The following is a 16,986-nucleotide window of genomic DNA, read 5'->3' as shown; positions in this document are numbered from 1 at the left end:
TATCAAGGAATTATCTCGAATGTTTAGCAAAGCCCTGATCACTGCAACCTATAAAAATGGAAAACCCGGCCAACTTACAGAAGAACATGAAAAAGCGGAGCATCACCGCTTTAAGACAGAATATCTGTTTAAAAATGCCAAAATCTCTAAAGATTTATATGCCTCACGCTTGATTCAGCATTTTTTGATTATTAAAGCCATAGAAACAAAATTACAAAGTTTGTCCAAAACAGAACAGTCAGAAATCAGCGCATTTTTTGCTTTATCTTATCTTGAGCACTTATGGCGTACTCCTGGTATAGAAAATGATTTACGGCAACTAAACCTTAATCCTGATGAAATTCATAAGGATGAGATAACAAAATCAACCGAACATTACCTTGAAAACATAGGAAAATTTACACCCAAAATTCTCTTGGCCCATTTTTTATTGCATATTGCCGGGTTTATGCATGGCGGGAATATTATTCGCTCGAAATACATTGAACCAAGTAATCGTTTGACCACTTACCAAATAGCAGCAGATCAATATGATTTTTCTTCTGCCATCTCCTTTTTATCCTCAGGAAAGCATTCACCGCTCGCTCTTTATCAGGATATGATGAAACAAGTCGATAACATTGTTCTGACTGGTGATGAGTATCAAGAGATTCTTGAGCAATGCAAAGGCATCTATGAATCCATGACCAATATCTACGATGACTTATGTGATATGCACACTTATCACCCGAAACTACCCACTGGCTCACTTGCGGCTATCAGCGTCAGTCTGCTTGCACTTGGATTAATTCTAAAACTACTGATGGATTTCTTAAATCCGATGACGAATCAGATATCAAATGCTCCTCGTTAAAGCCCATCGTCAGAATATTATTGTGGCCTAACTATTATGATTTACAATGGTTTATTACTTTATATATAATCCTTACCCACTTTTATATAAATTTGAACAACATCCAATAAATAACGTTGTTTTGATATACAAATGGAACGATAACAGATGTTAAAACGGGATATTTCTACCCTGAATATATTAGTTGCATCAGCAGGCGGAATGATTGGTTCAGGTTGGCTATTTAGTCCATTTATTAGTGCCCAAATGGCAGGTAGTAATTCCCTGATAAGCTGGATTATTGCTGCAGTATTTATGCTATTTATTGCCCTGCCGCTTTGTGAACTGGGAACGATGTTCCCAGTTTCCGGAGGCATGTCTAATTATCCTACTTATACCCATGGCCGAGAAGTTGGTTTTTTATTCGCATGGACATCCTGGTTATCTTATGTCGTTATGACGCCTATTGAAATACAGGCCATTCTTCAATATTCGAGTCATTTTTTTCCCATATTAATTGATAATCACACCGAATCACTCACACTTTCCACTTATGGTTACCTTGCTGCCATTGGGATTATGTTTTTCGTGGTTATTTTGAATTCTTATGGAATTAAATTTTTAGCCGAGTGTAACAAATATGCCAGCGTCATTAAATTTGTTTTGCCGAGTATCGCTATTATCTCGCTGTTAAAGCAATCACCATCTCTTGCAAATATTAATATTAATCTGTCAAGCAAGGAACATTGGGTAGAGATATTTACCGCTCTTTCTGCAAGCGGCGTCGCCTTTGCTTTTACAGGGTTTCAAAATGGTTTAATCCTGGCTGGAGAAGTTAAAAACCCACAACGTAATATTCCTATTGCTATACTTGGAGCGGTATTGGTTGGATTTATTCTTTATTTTATGTTGCAGTTTAGTTTTATAGCAGCAGTGCCACAAAAGTATTTGGCTCAAGGTTGGCACGCATTGAGTTATCCAGGGGATGAAGGTCCGTTGGTTGGGTTAACCCTTTTGTTAGGGCTTGGCATTGTTGCGACACTCTTATTGTTTGACGCCGCTTTTTCTCCTTTTGGCACGACTTTAGTCTACACTGCGGCAACATCCCGTATTTTGTATGGCATGGCATTAAACCAACATTTGCCCAAGTTTTTTTTAAAGGTTAACCGCCACAACATACCCTATGTAACGCTCTATGCGAATCTTTTGGTTGGTTCTTTTGCGTTCTTACCCTTTCCAGGATGGCAAAAATTAGTGGCATTCCTTTCATCAGCAAGTATTTTATCATATGGAATAGGACCGATTTGCCTCTTGGCCATGCGTAAGATGCATCCCAATATGGATAGACCTTTTAAACTGGCCAACAGTGTTTTCTTGTCTCATATCGCCTTTTATATATGTAATCTCATGCTGTACTGGTGTGGTTTTTCTATTATTTGGAAACTGGATACCGCATTACTTTTGGGGCTTGGTATTTACTTTTTTTATCATCGCAATATTTCTTTGAGAAATGGCTCACCTCTGGCATGGTTTATAATATACATGGGATCATTTTCTATTATTTCCTATTTAGGATCTTTTGGTGGCATTGGTTTATTGAAATTCCCTTTCGATTTAATTTGCTTCTTGCCTTATAGCATTTTAATGCTTTATATGTCCCAAGCTTTAGTGCTATCCCATCATAAAGACGAAATGATTGGCAATATAACAGAATTGCCAGTTTAGAACTCTGGAGGGCAACAATACTTAGAGAGTCAGTCATAGAGAATTAGTCATTTAAAATTCAAATGACAATATCTCTTATGGATAAAATGAATCAGGCTTAACTTGACTGTTTTATGACAAGTTAGGCTTGATTCATATGGGTGGGTTCAAAATTTATTTACAATAACAACATTGTATCAGAATATGAGCCGTCTCAGTTCTGCTTCCTGTAATTGAGCTGCCAAAGACTCATCAGACTCCAAACCAGTTTGCGCTTTACCATAACCGTGAGTGTTCCTTTTATTCGGAACATGTGCAAATAAACCGTAAGGTGATAAAGTATCAAACAGTGTTTCATAGTGTTGGTGGTAACGTTTTGCTCGATCTGATTGAGTTTGAGTTCTGAAGGTCCTGTCAAGAATTTGTTCTTCTTTGAAAGATATGGCTCTGTCAGATACGGTTTCATAACCAAACGCTCGCTTACGGGGTGCGCTGTATTGCATGGGTCCCTGGAGAGATTCTACTTGCGTTATCCAATGTGTATTACCCAGATTCATCAGAGTGACAGTAGGATATTCCCGAATAGGTTTGCCATTCAGTTGGCCAACAACGTTGAGATTTATTTTAAGTAGTTCGGCAATTTCTTTCAAATCATCATGCGTTGCCCATCTACCTTGTTCTTTAATTTTTTCAAGGCTCTTTAAAATAATTGAATTTGAGTTGATTGTATTGCCTGATAGAACATCGTTTAGTAAGACTTCCTTAACAAAAGCATTTTCTATTTTCTGCACCTGATGAAAAGGTTGATTCCTGAGGATAGGCTTCAGTATTCTGGCAATATCCTGAGCTGTTTGAACGATTTCCGGGGAGAGCGCTAGTTCATTGAATTGGCTTATCCTTTCCAGAGAGCCTCTTCGATACAGATAAAGTTGTACCAATTCCATGAATTTGCAATAAGCATTTGATCCTTCAATTTTGGTTTGATCTTTACTTCGCCCTTCTTCCATTATTCTCTTGACCAAATCCTCTTTATTCACAATCACGGCAATATTCCGTAAAGACATCTGCAATAGAAACAATAATTCACTTTTATAGGTGTAGGGTGAATCATGCAGTTTTTTTAAATCGACATTAAGGATATCTTGCAGTCGTATGCCATAAATACCTTCCACTTGTTTCCATCGATCATAAGTTTTACTTTTTCCGTGAAGTTTGAATTCATTTTGTATGATGTTTATTAAACCAATAGCAAGAGCATAAAATCCACAATCCCCACCACCAGGATTATCTATTGAATATGACATCTGTATACTCCCTTTTAGGATTAATGATTTAATGTTTCAGTCAAGCATTATAAAATATGAACATTAAGTAAACATTATGTAACACATACCATGGGGGAGTTCAAGTTGTTACCAATTATCTTTTGCCTCGCCAGTGGGTAAACAAGTTATTTATCACTTACGTCTCAAATTGATATTCGTTATTATTGTGTGGAAGAAAAAAATCTCGCTAAAGCCCTGGCCTCTTGTAGATTGACTTCAGCGTTAATCCAATTTAACTTGACTTGCGCTGTTGTTTGTTCACGTTGATTAACCAGAAAGAGCGTACTATCGCCTTCATAAAACTTCTTCGTTTCACCCCTCTCCACTTGCCTTGCGAGATTTAACTCTTTATTAAGCAACACAACTTGCTGTTGATATATTTTTATTGCAACCAAGAGATTGGCAAGCTGGTTATTTAACTGCTCATAGGTAAACTTCATTTCTGTTTTCACTTGCTGAAGTTCACTAGTTGTACTGATAAGTTTTCCCTTTGCTTCACGTTGAAAAATAGGGAATTTAAAGTTCACACCTATCATCGCTGCCTGAGGGATCAACAAAGGGTAACCTCCTGTTCCATATTGCTTAAAGGTATAGGCTGTCGCATCAAGATTGGGAAGAAGCTCATTTCTTGCTAAATTTTGTTTTAATTTAACAATTTTTGAGTAATTCTCCAGTTTACGCAAAACAGGATGTTGTTGTAACTGGGAAATACTATTGGATGGCCGAATTGATTGCTTGGAGAATGATGCTGGCAATTGACTTTCTTTCGGCTTTTGCGGTTTGCCATTTGCATCACGGTAGTATAGTGAAAGATTGATGCCCGCTTGTGCCAATAACATTTCCCCTTGATTGACTAGTTGCTCACGTTGAACAATAAGTTGTAAATTTTCTGCTATAGCCAGTTTAGGCAAATCACCTTGTTGAGCTTGTTGAATAATCGCGTTTTGCCGCTCTTTCGCTAAATTTAACAGATGCCTGAAAGTTCTTAACTGGAAACCCGCCTCAACCCATTGCCAATAGGCTTTAATGGTTTCCTGATAAATTTTAATTTTTGTGGCGGCAGCATCCTGCTGTTTCATGCGAATTGTTTCTTCTCTTGTAAAAAGCTCGGTACGCTCTTTATCAATTCGCCTATCACGCAATAGAGGTAAAGAGAGTCCTGCTCGATATTCACCACCGGAGTTAGTCAAATAGTTTTGGTAGTAAATGGGCCAATCGCCTCTACCAATACGATAGCCTCCAAACAATTTAAGCCCATTATAGAGAGTTGGCACATTAAAAAGATTATCTGCGTAATTATTAATATATCCTCCCTCAGGCTGGGAGCGGGTATTCACATCTATAGACGGGTCAAATTTTCCCAAAGCATTCACATAATCGCCTTCAGCTTTTCTAATTTCAAGGCACGCTATCAATATCTGTGGGTAACTACGATCAACGCTTTTAAGTACGGCATCAAGTAGCAAAGGTTTACTTGGTTTTGGAAAACAATTGAATGACAATATGAAGAACAAGCATAATACAATCAATCTGTTTTTGCCCGAAGAAAAAAAAATCATGATGCTTTATTCTCACGATCGCTTTCGGGGGGAAACCCATTATACTGACGCCAAAGCTCATACCATAAAGGAACTTGACCCAATTGGACCCACCCATGAACTCGTACTCCTTGCCTTAAAAAACGCGTACTAGGCCAAGGTTCGTTAGGAACAATAACGACCCGAAATAAGCCAAATCCATTATCTGTGGGGTCTATAAAGGAGACTGTTCCCCCAAATGTTCCCACTGCAATTTCTGGCCATCCGCGAAATTGAATAGCAGGCCATCCTTCAAATTGTAACCGTGCTTTTTGATTGAGACGCACGAAAGGAATATCATTCCCATCAATCCATAGCTCAACAGCACGAGATTCCGTTTCCGGGAGAATTTGCGCCAATACGTCGCCAGCATTCACAACGACACTTTCTTGACCAGTCAAACGCCTAAAAATAATCCCGGCAACATGAGCTTTAATAATTTGCGTTTTTTGACGGGAGATACGAACATCAACATTCACTTTATCAATGTTCGCCTGCGCCAGCTCATTTTGGTATTTTGCGTATTCAATTTGGGCCAATTCATATTGTCTTTTCGAATTAATTCCCTGTTCATACAATTTTTTTTGTCTGTCAACATTAGCTTTGCCTGCAACAATCGCTTGTTTGGCTGCCTCTATGCGAAGCAAAATTGCTTTTTTCTCTACTTCAAGACGTGACAAAAGTTCCGGGTCATTATCAGTAATATCGACTATTGGATCCCCTGGGTTGATACGCATGCCTTCATCGACATACCACTTCTTTATTCGTCCAGTAATAGGAGAATTAACGGTGTGTTGTCTCTCTGTTGGTGAAAAGGCAATGACTTTGCCATTACCCAATGCAAATTGTTGCCATGGAGTAAAACTCAAAAAAAGAATAATGATAACAAAGACGGTGAAAATTATTTTCCCTATTTTTTGAGGATTAGGCAGTTTACTTATCATTGTATAAGCATGCAGTTTCATGAGGGAATCACCAGACGGTTGTTTAAATGGTTAAAATCAGAATGTTGGCTCACGATTACTATCAGCGTATTTTTTAATGTCAATAACAATCCCACCATATCATTGACTTCCTGGTAGTTAAAAATGTCAAAAGCGCGATCAATAACGATTAATTCAGGTTGCAACAGAATAGCCCTGACAAGCATCAATTTGGTAATTTCAACTGAAGTAAATACATCCTGCCACTCATAAAGAATAGTGTGTATACCTTCCGGCAGTTGTATCACTTTATCAGCGAGTCCAACATTTTTTAATTGCTCAATAATGACTTTGCCAGACATATTGCGATGATTGAGTGCCAAATTGTCATAAATGCTCCCAGTAAACCACTGGGGCTCTGCAATCAATAAACTAAAACGACGCAGAGAAATGAGGTTTCTCTTGGCACAAGGAATCCCATTAATAAGAACCTGAAGGGTAACAGGATCTCGAAATCCTAACAATTGTTCAATAAAAGATCGGCATAAATCCGATTTTTCCGAAAACACCAATAAAGGCTTATCAACAGTTATCAATGCCTTATTCTTGCTGTCCATCTCTAACTGGATACTATTAATTGGAGAAAATAACTCACCGTGCTCATCCTCTTTCACCTGTTCAAGTGACAGGTTAAGCACTGCATCGATTTTATTTTCTGAGGCAACCAAATCATAATAATTTTCTAAAAGGGCACCGAAACGTTTAAACGAGTATATCAGAGCGCCTAAAACAATTTCTGCCGCAACCAACTGCCCCAAACTTAACTGATTATTAATAACAAGATATCCCCCTAGCCCCAATAAAAGACTGCTCGCCAAGGCAGAGAGTGTGTAAAAACCGATTTGATGTTTGATAAGCTGTTTAAAATGGGTATTTCTTGCTTTTAAAAAAGCAACCAGCTTTTTATCCGTTTGTTGGGTCACATAGCGGTGATATAAATTAAAACGGAACAGATACCGGTTAATCAAAATTTCCTCTAGCCAGGCGCCCACGACGTGCTTTTCAGCGCATTCCTTTTTGGCGCTGTCTAATGCTTTTTTGTAGGGGATGAAAATGATAAGTACAATGCCAAAAATGATAAAAATATCAAACAAAAGGAAAAGAGGATGATAAATTAGTATCAGTAATAGTCCAAAAAGAAGTTGTAAGCCCAAATTTATGCCATATAACAATAAACTCGCCAATGATTTTTTGATGGTCACGATTTCAAAAAAGCGATTGACCAATTCTGGTCCATGGTGTGTTGAAAAATTATCTAGTGATAAATGAGTAAAGTGTCGTGTCAAATGTAAGCTGACTTTAACCATCAGTTTTTGCTGGATTACCTCAATAATTACAATTTGCCATATATGGAGGGCTCCTAAAGCCAGCATCAAAATCAATACCATAAAACTTAAAGTAATGACAGGCTGTAATAGCTTGCCAAAAGCGATTAAATTCACAAGTGTTTGAGCAGCAATAGGGATGCTCAATGACAGTAAGCTAATAATAACACTAATCATCGCGATGGATGAGATTGTTTGACGATCTAATACATCAAAAATTGAATTAATTGGTTTTGCACTCATTCCCTAAACATCCCTTTTACCCTAGGTTATTGTTGCATTATTAGTGCTTTAATTTTTGCAATATAAAAAATTCAAGCGATTCAATCACTTTATTGCTTTCACTCTTTTTTAATAAAGAAACATGCACATCATTCAAAACTGGAAGAATATCGTAATCAAGCCGTTCAAGATAGTTAGGGATCATGCTGCGCTGAATAGCAGTGATCCCCAACCCAGCGCGAACAGCGGCCATTTTTCCCGCATAACTTGCGCTACTGTAAACCAGGCGCCAATCAATATGGTTTTTATCCAGAGCATCAATCACATTGCCCCGGTAAACACAAGGTGTTGGTGAAAGCACTAAGGGGATTGGACCTGGTTTGTCTACAAGAGGTAATAATTCTTTTTTTCCTATCCACTCAACGGGTTCCGTACAAACATGGACACACTCAGCACCAACCTGCTGCTGAGTCGTTTTAATGAGAATTAAGTCAAATTTGCCTTCATTAAAACGCTCAATGAGATTCAAAGTTAAATCACATTCCACATTCAACAGTACACGAGGATGTAATCTTGAAAATTCAACAAGGACATCCGATAAAATAATACTGGCAAAGTCTTCAGGTAAACCGAAGCGGATTTCACCTTGTAACTCGGGCGCTTTAAAACGATCGAGAGATTCTCGATGCAGCTCATAAATGCGTTTGGCATAGCCTAAAAAAATTTCACCATCCGTAGTCAGAGATAGTTCACGTCCACGATTAATTAAAGGTTTTTCAATCAGATTTTCCAATTTGGCAATTTGTTGGCTGATGGCCGATTGGGTGCGACCAACCCGCTGTGCTGCCTTGGTAAAGCTTTGAGTTTCAGCTACTGCCAGAAAGCATTGTAAGGTTATAGTATCAATTGACATAAGTTTTTCTAATAATTCAAATCAATATTTTTAATTTTACTTATATTAACATATCTAATATATTTCCACAATAAGAACAGAATTTCTAATGGAGAGTTACTGTGGAACAATTTTTAAATGGGCTATCGATTTCCATCATGCTATCGCCCCTGTTAGCAATATTTCTGTATATCTTGTTAGGAAAGAAAAGGAACATCCTGGCAACATACTACAGCACCGCATTTATAGGTATTGGCTTTGTTTTGAGCCTTTTAGCACTAATTCTTTCTTCACGCGCTGCAAACCAAAACAGCTTTTTTTTATTTAATGTTAACACGCTGAGCTTGTTGTTGACCACATTGATACTGTTTATCAGTTTTATTATTCACCGTTTTTCCATGCGCTACATGCATGGGGACAGGAACTACAGACGATACTTTTTCAATCTATCGTCAATTACGTTAAGCACAGTCGTAATGGCTTTGGCAGACAACATCCTGTTGTTTTGGTTTGCCTGGACAGCAAGTAATCTACTCTTGATTAATCTGATGGTACACAAATCACAGTGGAAGGCAGCCTATAACTCAGGGCTATTGGCTCTGAAAGCATTACTACCAGGAAGTCTTTTTCTTCTCACCGCACTGAGCATACTGTTTTCAACCAATCACACGATGTCCATTGAAATATTAACTAGCAAAGCAAGCAACGAATCGTCTGTCGCTGTTGCGATTGCGCTTGGATTTATTGTCCTGGCAGCGATGGCCCAATCAGCCATCTGGCCCTTTCACCGCTGGTTAATGAGCTCTTTAAATTCGCCAACGCCAGTATCCGCTTTGATGCATGCCGGTTTAGTCAATGGAGGTGGATTTCTGGTCGTGAAATTCGCTCCCCTGTTTGTGACATACGATAATTTATTAGCCATATTATTTATTTTCGGTGCGGTAACCGCATTCTTAGGCAGCGTCTGGAAGTTATTGCAATGGAATATCAAAAGCATGCTTGCTTGTTCCACCATGGCACAAATGGGCTTTATGATGATGCAATGTGGGCTAGGTCTTTTCCCGGCCGCTATCGCCCATCTATGCTGGCACGGCTTGTTTAAATCCTATCTTTTTCTCAACTCAGGTTCTGTTATTCAACAAAACAAATATCAACTCATATCGCGCCCTAAAAAATGGAAAGCCTTAGTGATTGCCATCGTTGGCGGGATTGTTGGAGCCTATGGTTTTGCCCTAATTACTGGGAAGCCTATCCTATCCCTGCAGACTACTAGCTTTCTTTTAGGGTTTGCATTCATCACTGGAACTCAGCTCACCCTAAGCTTGATTGCGCAAGAACAGCAACTTAAAAAAGTAGTTATGACCCTCATGTTGGTTTTTACAATTGGAATTTTTTACGGCGCAAGTATACATCTTGTTGAATCCGTTTTACCTGCTTTCAAGAACCTTCCTGATTACCAATTAAATGCACCACAAGGCTTAACGCTGATCATTTTCTTTATTATCTGGATTGTATTCAACCTAGGAGTATTCAAAAAAATACAAGAAACAAAAATTTGGGATTGGTTTTACGTGCAAATGTTCAATGCAAGTGCTCCCCATTCCAAAACCATTACAACCAATCGCAGCACTTACTACTATTAAGAAAAGGAGTCAACATGAATAACCTTACAGCAATAAACCCGAAGATCAAGAACGATATTAAGACGAAGCATTCCAACTACAAACTAGATAATGATGAAGTGGCCATACGGGCCATGGTGAACAATGTTGCCAAACAAATTACACCGGTATGGCCTCTGGAAAAATTTATAGCCTGCAATCCATTACATGGTTTTGAATCCTTGTCCTTTGAAGAGGCGGTGCTGCAAAACCAGACCGCAAAAAAAGGCGTACCGTTCAATGAAAAACTGGAAAGAGTCAATTGGCACATGATCAAATGGTGTGGGAGCTTTCTGGACATTGGACAAGGTACTATCGAAATGCCTCATCGTGATAAGGGTTTATATTTTGGCTTTTTAAAGCTAGCCCCCTTTGACAGCACACTGCATCAAAACAATAAATCAACAAAAGCCTGGTTAGCAAATTTGCCAGAAATGCCTGAACAAGCAATTCGGCTTTGCCTTGACAAACTTGGGATATTAATTAAAGAACAAGAAAAGTTTCTCCAAACTACTTTGTCTCACTTGCCTGGATGGGCTGGGTATATTAAATGGATAAGCGAGTGGAAAAATCGCACAGGTAAAGAAGAAAATCCAGTAAGTCTTGTCGATTTTCTTGCGGTAAGACTTGTGTTGACATGCCTATTGTGGCCAGAGGCTGCTCAAGAAGAAAAAAAAAAAGAAAAAAATAATCCCGATGCTAAAAAGATTATTGAAAAAATAAAAAACAAAGAAGACGTGTACAGGCAATTGCTTTTAAACAAGCTTTTGCCTGAATTAAACCAAATTCATCTAAAACCTAAAAGACCCGATGCGCAAATGGTCTTTTGTATTGATGTCCGTTCAGAACCGTTTCGACGTTCTATAGAAAAACTAGGTGATTATGAGACTTTGGGATTTGCAGGGTTCTTTGGTTTGCCTGTTAGCATCACCGATTATGACAATGAGAAGAAAAAAGATTCTTGTCCTGTCCTGTTAAAACCACGTTTCAGTATTTATGAAAAACCCGTTGCTGCAAATGAGCATTGCATAGAGCATCACAAGAAAGGCAAAGCGTTTAAAAAACACATAAGTCGAGTCTATCAACAATTAAAATATAATTTTTCAACACCATTTACCTTAGTGGAATCTTTAGGAATTTGGTGTGGAATTACTATGCTCCTCAAATCATGTATCCCTCTTTTCGCCAGACGTCTATACAAAGACTTTGATGAATTAATATGCCCTCCCATTCAAACACAGCCAGTATTTGAATTGGATTTATTTGACCAAGAGGTGGGGATCTCACTTAAAGAACAAACTGCCTATGCCGAAATGACACTGAGACTAATGGGGCTTACTGATAATTTCGCTAAACTGATTATATTCTGTGGTCATGGCAGCTCTACTCAAAATAATCCCTATGCTTCAGCTCTCGATTGCGGTGCCTGCGGTGGAAATCAAGGCGGGAAAAATGCGCAATTACTGGCTTCCATTCTTAATAAAACAGCAGTAAGAAGAGCATTAGCCGAAAACGGAATCAATATCCCTCAAGATACAGTGTTTTATGGTGCTCAACATGACACAACAACTGATGAAGTTGAAATTTATTATTCCAATGTTAGTCAACTCATACATCAAGACATCCTGAAGCAGCTCAGAATGGACTTAAAGGCAGCTCAGCACAATAATAATTTGGAACGGATCAACCAATTAAAGGCTACAGCCCCTGCCCAGAAAGATATTGCACGCCGAAGCGCGGATTGGTCAGAAACTCGGCCGGAATGGGGCCTTGCTCGCAATGCCGCATTCATCATAGCTCCTCGTCAATTGACAAAGAACATTAATCTGGAAGGTCGTTGCTTCTTGCATTCTTATGACTGGAGCCAGGATAAAGAGGGTGCCTTGCTTGAAACCATCTTAACCGCCCCCATGGTAGTTGCCCAATGGATTAATACGCAATATTTATTTTCAACCATCGATAACGTCGCTTATGGCAGTGGCAGCAAAATTACCCATAATGTCACAGGGAAAATAGGAGTCATGCAAGGAAATGGCAGTGATTTGATGCATGGATTACCACTGCAATCCGTAATGAGCAATGACGACACCCCCTTTCATGAGCCACAACGCCTGTTGACTATAGCCTATGCGCCTCGCGAAATCGTCAGTGCATTAATTGAAAAACAAGACGTCTTAAAAACCTTGTTTTTTAATGAATGGGTTCATTTAGTGGTGATTGATCCCAGAAATCACTTGTTTTACAGGCTGGAGAAAACCAATACATGGACTTTAATTCAGTGAAAGGAGTTTTCTGATGAATATAATCAAAGTATCAGAAAAAAAGGAGATGAATATCACTTTGCATCCGATGAAAAAGATTGAAGTAATCGTTTCCGGCGACAATGAAAATATGGTCGCAGCCATGATGGAAAAAGCAAACATATCAGGTTTTACGCTATTAAGAAATGTCTCCGGAAAAGGTCACCATGGGTTTCATGAAGGGAAAATTTTGTTTAATGATAAAGCTTCCTTTGTCATGTTTATTGCCGTAGCGCCAGAGGAAGCTATCGCGAAGATTGCCCTTGGGATGAAAACTCTGTTTCAAAAGAACTCCGGTGTGATGTTTGTGTCCGATGTTTCTGTTGCTAGAGTCGATTATTTCTCTTAGTATTTAACTTTGGAGGTGACCCCTATGCACTATCAAAATCAGCGTGTTTTACTGGCCTCAAAACATCAAAAGGAAAAAGCGATTCAGCCTCCTTTTGAGGAGAAATTAGGCTGCACTATCCATATTCCTGTTGATTATGATACTGATCAGTTCGGCACCTTCACTGGAGAAATACCAAGAAAAGCTTCCGCCTATGAAACATTAATTCAGAAAGCCAAGGCAGCGGCGCAACAATTTGGGTACCGCTATGTTATATCCAGTGAGGGAAGCTTCGGTCCCCATCCGCAGCTTTATTTTTGTCCGGCTGATACTGAGTTGATGGCCTTTGTTGATTTGGACAATGATTTAATTATTGCAGAGCACGAATTATCTACAGAGACAAATTATAGTCATATTGATATCAGTGCCACAGATGACTATGAAGCTTTTCTCAACAAAGCAAAATTTCCAAGTCATGGCATTATTGTTCGAGCCTTAAATAGCGAAGGAAATTATATCCAAAAAGGAATCTGTGAGCGTGAGCAACTTAAAACAGCAATTCAAAAAGCGTTCACATACAGTACAACTATCCGCCTTGAAACCGATATGAGAGCGATGATGAATCCGCTGCGGATGAATGTAATTAATAAACTTGCGGTGAAACTGGTTCACCGCATTCAGCAATATTGCCCTCAATGCCACACTCCGGGGTTTGGAAAAATCTCGTCTGAAGGTCATTTAGCCTGCATTTCTTGTGGAACACCAACAGAACTTTACCTGCGAAAAGTTTTAAATTGTCTAAAATGTGAATTTAAGACTTATCAAGCGCGAGACGATGGACTAGAATTTGCTGACCAAAGGTATTGTCCTTATTGTAATCCTTAACCGTTTGCGAGAATCAAGTCCATGGTATGTTATAAACATTCAAACAAGAGAGGCACACTATGAAACCCATTTTAATAGGTCTAATTATGGGCTCTCAAAGTGATTGGCAAACATTAATCCATGCCGCCCAAACACTGGATGCGCTAAACATTAGCTATGAGGCAGAAATTGTCTCTGCTCATAGGACACCCGACAAACTTTTCCAGTATGCGGAACAGGCTGAGACAAGAGGTTTGGAAGTGATTATTGCTGGTGCAGGAGGAGCGGCTCATCTCCCTGGCATGGTAGCAGCCAAAACATCTTTGCCTGTTTTAGGTGTCCCAGTCATGTCACAAACTTTAAATGGCGTCGATTCCTTGCTATCCATTGTGCAAATGCCCGCGGGGATACCTGTAGGCACTTTATCGATAGGTAAAGCAGGTGCCATCAACTCCGCACTGTTTGCAGCTGCAATTCTTGCTAATAAATATCCTGACATTCGAGCTGCCTTAAAACGTTATCGAGAACAACAAACACAAAAAGTACTCGACAATCCAAACCCTAAAGAGGAAAAGTCATGAAACTTGGTATTCTAGGTGGTGGCCAACTTGCAAGAATGTTGGCATTAGCAGCCTATCCCTTAGGGATTAACACTGTCTGCCTGGATCCCAGCCCTGACGCCTGTGCTGGCCAACTCACCAGGATGATAGTCTCTGATTTTAATGATGAATTGGCTTTAAAACAATTTTTGTCAGAAGTGGATTGCGTCACAATAGAAACCGAAAATATACCATTTTCTTGCGCCGAATTGGCTGCCCAAATAAGGCCTTTCTATCCATCAACCCAAGCTTTGAAAATTACGCAAGACAGATTGTATGAAAAAAATTTTTTCAGAACTCTGAATATTCCTGTACCAGAATTTTTACCGGTTGAATCAGAAGATGAATTGATGCAGGCTATTTCAGTCATAGGAATGCCTGCTGTGCTAAAAACAAGAAGGTTTGGCTATGATGGCAAGGGCCAATATGTTTTGCGAACCCAAGCTGATATTTCAAAAAGTTGGGGCCTGTTAGGCAGCCAAGCTCTCATTCTTGAACAATTAATCTCCTTTGAAAGCGAATTTTCGTTAATTGCTGTTCGCAATACGAGTGGTGAAACAAGTTTCTATCCATTGATTAAAAATCATCACAGAAAGGGCATTTTACATTTCTCGGAAGCCCCTGTTCATCAGGACACCTTACAACAAGAAGCGCAAACTCATGCATTCAAAATTTTAGAAGCCCTGAATTATGTTGGTGTACTTACCATTGAGTTTTTTTATCAAGGCAACCAATTGATTGCGAATGAGATAGCACCACGCGTTCATAATTCTGGCCACTGGACTATCGAGGGAGCACATACCAGCCAATTTGAAAATCATCTGCGTGCTCTTTTTGATTTACCCTTGGGAAGTACTGAAGCACCTGGTTGTTGTTTTTTACTAAATTGCATTGGCAATCTGCTGCCTCTGGAACCCTGTTTATCCATTCCTGGAGTTCATTATCACGCTTATGGAAAAGCCCCCCGACCAGATCGCAAGGTCGGTCATGTTACCCTTGTTGATACGCAGATGGAACGTTATGCAAAAAGTAAAGACCTGCTCCTTGCAATTGCATCAGCAGCAAAGGATGGGAAAACAGGCGATGGCAGTCCGTGAATGATTGAGATTGCTCGAAGTTTGCAAATTTGAGCTTTTCAGTCTGGCAACTTCTACTCATCCAAATTATCCTGCTTATCATTGTTTATCACTATAGACTCAGGATCAATAGGACTCCCAGGAATTTTCCGACTCTCGCTTGCCCATTCACCTAAATCGATTAGCTTGCATCGTTCACAGCAAAAAGGCCTAAACTGGTTATCAGGACGCCAGGTATTTTGTTTGCCACAAATGGGGCATTTGATTTTTTGCTGGTTGTTCATCACGGTTATGCTAATTTATTTTATTAGACGTAAAGTATGCGCTACACAAGCTATGCTTTTCAATATATTCACCTCATTAGATTAATAAGTAAATAGACCTCATGCATTCCCCAATCTAAAACTATTCATCAACGTGCACTTCACGCACCAGAGATAACCACGCCTTTGCCGCCTCCGAGAGATAGGAGTCTCTACGCCAAGTCATGGCCATATTCCACTGAAACTCACTTCCCTTAAGTAAAAGAGAGCGAATTTGTGTCTCAGGTTTTTGAGTGGCAATCATCTGTGGCAAAAAAGCAACTCCAAGACCTGCTGCAACAAGTTCCAGCATAAAATCAATCTGACTGCTTTGAGCGACCACCTTTGGCTCAAAACCGGCCTGGCGGCATGCATCCAATACGATTCGATGTAAAGCGAAACCACTGCCAAAAAGGATAAATGGTATTTCTTTCAGTTCCGGTAAAGAAATGGAATGTTGAGTGGCTAATGGATGTTTGGATGCCAGAAGTGCAACCAACGGTTCAGAGCGTACTAATTGGTAATCAAATTCTTCAGAGATTGGTAACAAGGCTCCGGCGAAATCGATATCTCCCGCTCGTAAACACTCTGCCAGTTTGTCGCTCCCATGTTCCACAAGTTCTACTTCAATGCCTGGATAACGTTGTCTATAGAGAACAAAAAGAGGCGCAAATAAGGTACTGCTCCCCACTGGAGAAATACCCAAACGTAATCGTCCTTGTTTCAAACCTCGGATTTCATCCAATTCTTTAAGCAGATCATCACGATCAGCAAGCAGTTTGGTCCCTCGCTGATAAACAATTTCACCTGCTGCAGTTGGGATGTTACGCTTTTTAAATCGTTCAATGAGCGTGAACCCTAACTCTTCTTCAAGCTGTTTTATGGCTTTACTCACGGTAGACTGGGTAGCAAAAAGATTTTTAGCCGCTTTGGAAAAACTACCCTCGCGCACAACCTCTATGAAAGTCTGAAGCAGTTTAAATTCCATAATTATTC

The 16,986-nt window shown here is 39.4% G+C and carries 15 protein-coding genes; 8 read left to right on the top strand and 7 right to left on the bottom strand.

Annotated features, from left to right (window positions below):
• Window positions 1-19 precede the first annotated feature (19 nt).
• Together EL201_RS01250 and EL201_RS01245 are read left to right on the top strand one after the other, a co-directional pair.
• A complete protein-coding gene (locus EL201_RS01250; RefSeq protein WP_027223341.1) occupies window positions 20-853 on the top strand; it encodes a biliverdin-producing heme oxygenase in 834 nt (277 codons plus the stop codon).
• A gap of 147 nt (window positions 854-1,000) precedes the next feature.
• A complete protein-coding gene (locus EL201_RS01245; protein WP_027223340.1) occupies window positions 1,001-2,557 on the top strand; it encodes an APC family permease in 1,557 nt (518 codons plus the stop codon).
• Window positions 2,558-2,733: 176 nt separating this feature from the next.
• On the opposite strand, the gene EL201_RS01240 is transcribed toward EL201_RS01245, so the two are convergent.
• The 5 genes from EL201_RS01240 to EL201_RS01220 form a co-directional block, all read right to left on the bottom strand.
• Window positions 2,734-3,840 carry a hypothetical protein gene (locus EL201_RS01240; protein ID WP_027223339.1) on the bottom strand — a complete coding sequence of 369 codons (1,107 nt, stop codon included), beginning with the start codon at window positions 3,838-3,840 and terminating at the stop codon, window positions 2,734-2,736.
• Between the two features lie 182 nt (window positions 3,841-4,022).
• Window positions 4,023-5,420, bottom strand: coding sequence for a TolC family protein (locus tag EL201_RS01235; protein ID WP_027223338.1), 1,398 nt, complete (start codon window positions 5,418-5,420; stop codon window positions 4,023-4,025).
• Window positions 5,417-6,403 carry an efflux RND transporter periplasmic adaptor subunit gene (locus EL201_RS01230; protein WP_027223337.1) on the bottom strand — a complete coding sequence of 329 codons (987 nt, stop codon included), beginning with the start codon at window positions 6,401-6,403 and terminating at the stop codon, window positions 5,417-5,419. Before EL201_RS01230 ends, EL201_RS01235 begins: the two co-directional genes overlap by 4 nt.
• Window positions 6,400-7,989, bottom strand: a complete 1,590-nt coding sequence (locus tag EL201_RS01225; RefSeq protein ID WP_027223336.1) for an ABC transporter transmembrane domain-containing protein — start codon at window positions 7,987-7,989, stop codon at window positions 6,400-6,402. Before EL201_RS01225 ends, EL201_RS01230 begins: the two co-directional genes overlap by 4 nt.
• A gap of 40 nt (window positions 7,990-8,029) precedes the next feature.
• On the bottom strand, window positions 8,030-8,881 hold the full coding sequence (locus EL201_RS01220; protein ID WP_027223335.1) for a LysR substrate-binding domain-containing protein: 852 nt from the start codon (window positions 8,879-8,881) through the stop codon (window positions 8,030-8,032).
• A 101-nt stretch (window positions 8,882-8,982) separates the two neighbouring features.
• Between EL201_RS01220 and EL201_RS01215 the strand changes: the two genes are divergently transcribed.
• The 6 genes from EL201_RS01215 to EL201_RS01190 are packed head-to-tail and all read left to right on the top strand — an operon-like array spanning window position 8,983 to window position 15,709.
• Window positions 8,983-10,503: a proton-conducting transporter transmembrane domain-containing protein gene (locus tag EL201_RS01215; protein ID WP_027223334.1), complete on the top strand. Its 1,521-nt coding sequence runs from the start codon at window positions 8,983-8,985 to the stop codon at window positions 10,501-10,503.
• Window positions 10,504-10,517: 14 nt separating this feature from the next.
• Complete coding sequence (locus tag EL201_RS01210; RefSeq protein WP_032828958.1) at window positions 10,518-12,803, top strand: DUF2309 domain-containing protein; 2,286 nt, start codon at window positions 10,518-10,520, stop codon at window positions 12,801-12,803.
• Window positions 12,804-12,816: 13 nt separating this feature from the next.
• A complete protein-coding gene (locus EL201_RS01205) occupies window positions 12,817-13,170 on the top strand; it encodes a P-II family nitrogen regulator (RefSeq protein WP_027223332.1) in 354 nt (117 codons plus the stop codon).
• Window positions 13,171-13,194: 24 nt separating this feature from the next.
• Window positions 13,195-14,034 carry a DUF6671 family protein gene (locus EL201_RS01200; RefSeq protein ID WP_027223331.1) on the top strand — a complete coding sequence of 280 codons (840 nt, stop codon included), beginning with the start codon at window positions 13,195-13,197 and terminating at the stop codon, window positions 14,032-14,034.
• Between the two features lie 59 nt (window positions 14,035-14,093).
• Window positions 14,094-14,594: a 5-(carboxyamino)imidazole ribonucleotide mutase gene (purE, locus tag EL201_RS01195; RefSeq protein ID WP_027223330.1), complete on the top strand. Its 501-nt coding sequence runs from the start codon at window positions 14,094-14,096 to the stop codon at window positions 14,592-14,594.
• A complete protein-coding gene (locus EL201_RS01190; protein WP_027223329.1) occupies window positions 14,591-15,709 on the top strand; it encodes a 5-(carboxyamino)imidazole ribonucleotide synthase in 1,119 nt (372 codons plus the stop codon). The genes purE and EL201_RS01190 overlap by 4 nt, the downstream gene beginning before the upstream one ends.
• Window positions 15,710-15,762: 53 nt before the next feature.
• Here EL201_RS01190 and yacG read toward each other — a convergent pair whose 3' ends face one another.
• Window positions 15,763-15,972, bottom strand: a complete 210-nt coding sequence (gene yacG, locus EL201_RS01185; RefSeq protein WP_027223328.1) for a DNA gyrase inhibitor YacG — start codon at window positions 15,970-15,972, stop codon at window positions 15,763-15,765.
• Window positions 15,973-16,093: 121 nt separating this feature from the next.
• Complete coding sequence (locus EL201_RS01180) at window positions 16,094-16,978, bottom strand: LysR family transcriptional regulator (RefSeq protein WP_027223327.1); 885 nt, start codon at window positions 16,976-16,978, stop codon at window positions 16,094-16,096.
• Between the last annotated feature and the right edge of the window lie 8 nt (window positions 16,979-16,986).

The organism is Legionella pneumophila subsp. pascullei, from assembly GCF_900637585.1.
GTDB classification, from domain to species: domain Bacteria; phylum Pseudomonadota; class Gammaproteobacteria; order Legionellales; family Legionellaceae; genus Legionella; species Legionella pascullei.
The sequence above is the reverse complement of the archived record's forward strand: the minus strand, read 5'-3'. Positions and strand labels throughout refer to the sequence as shown.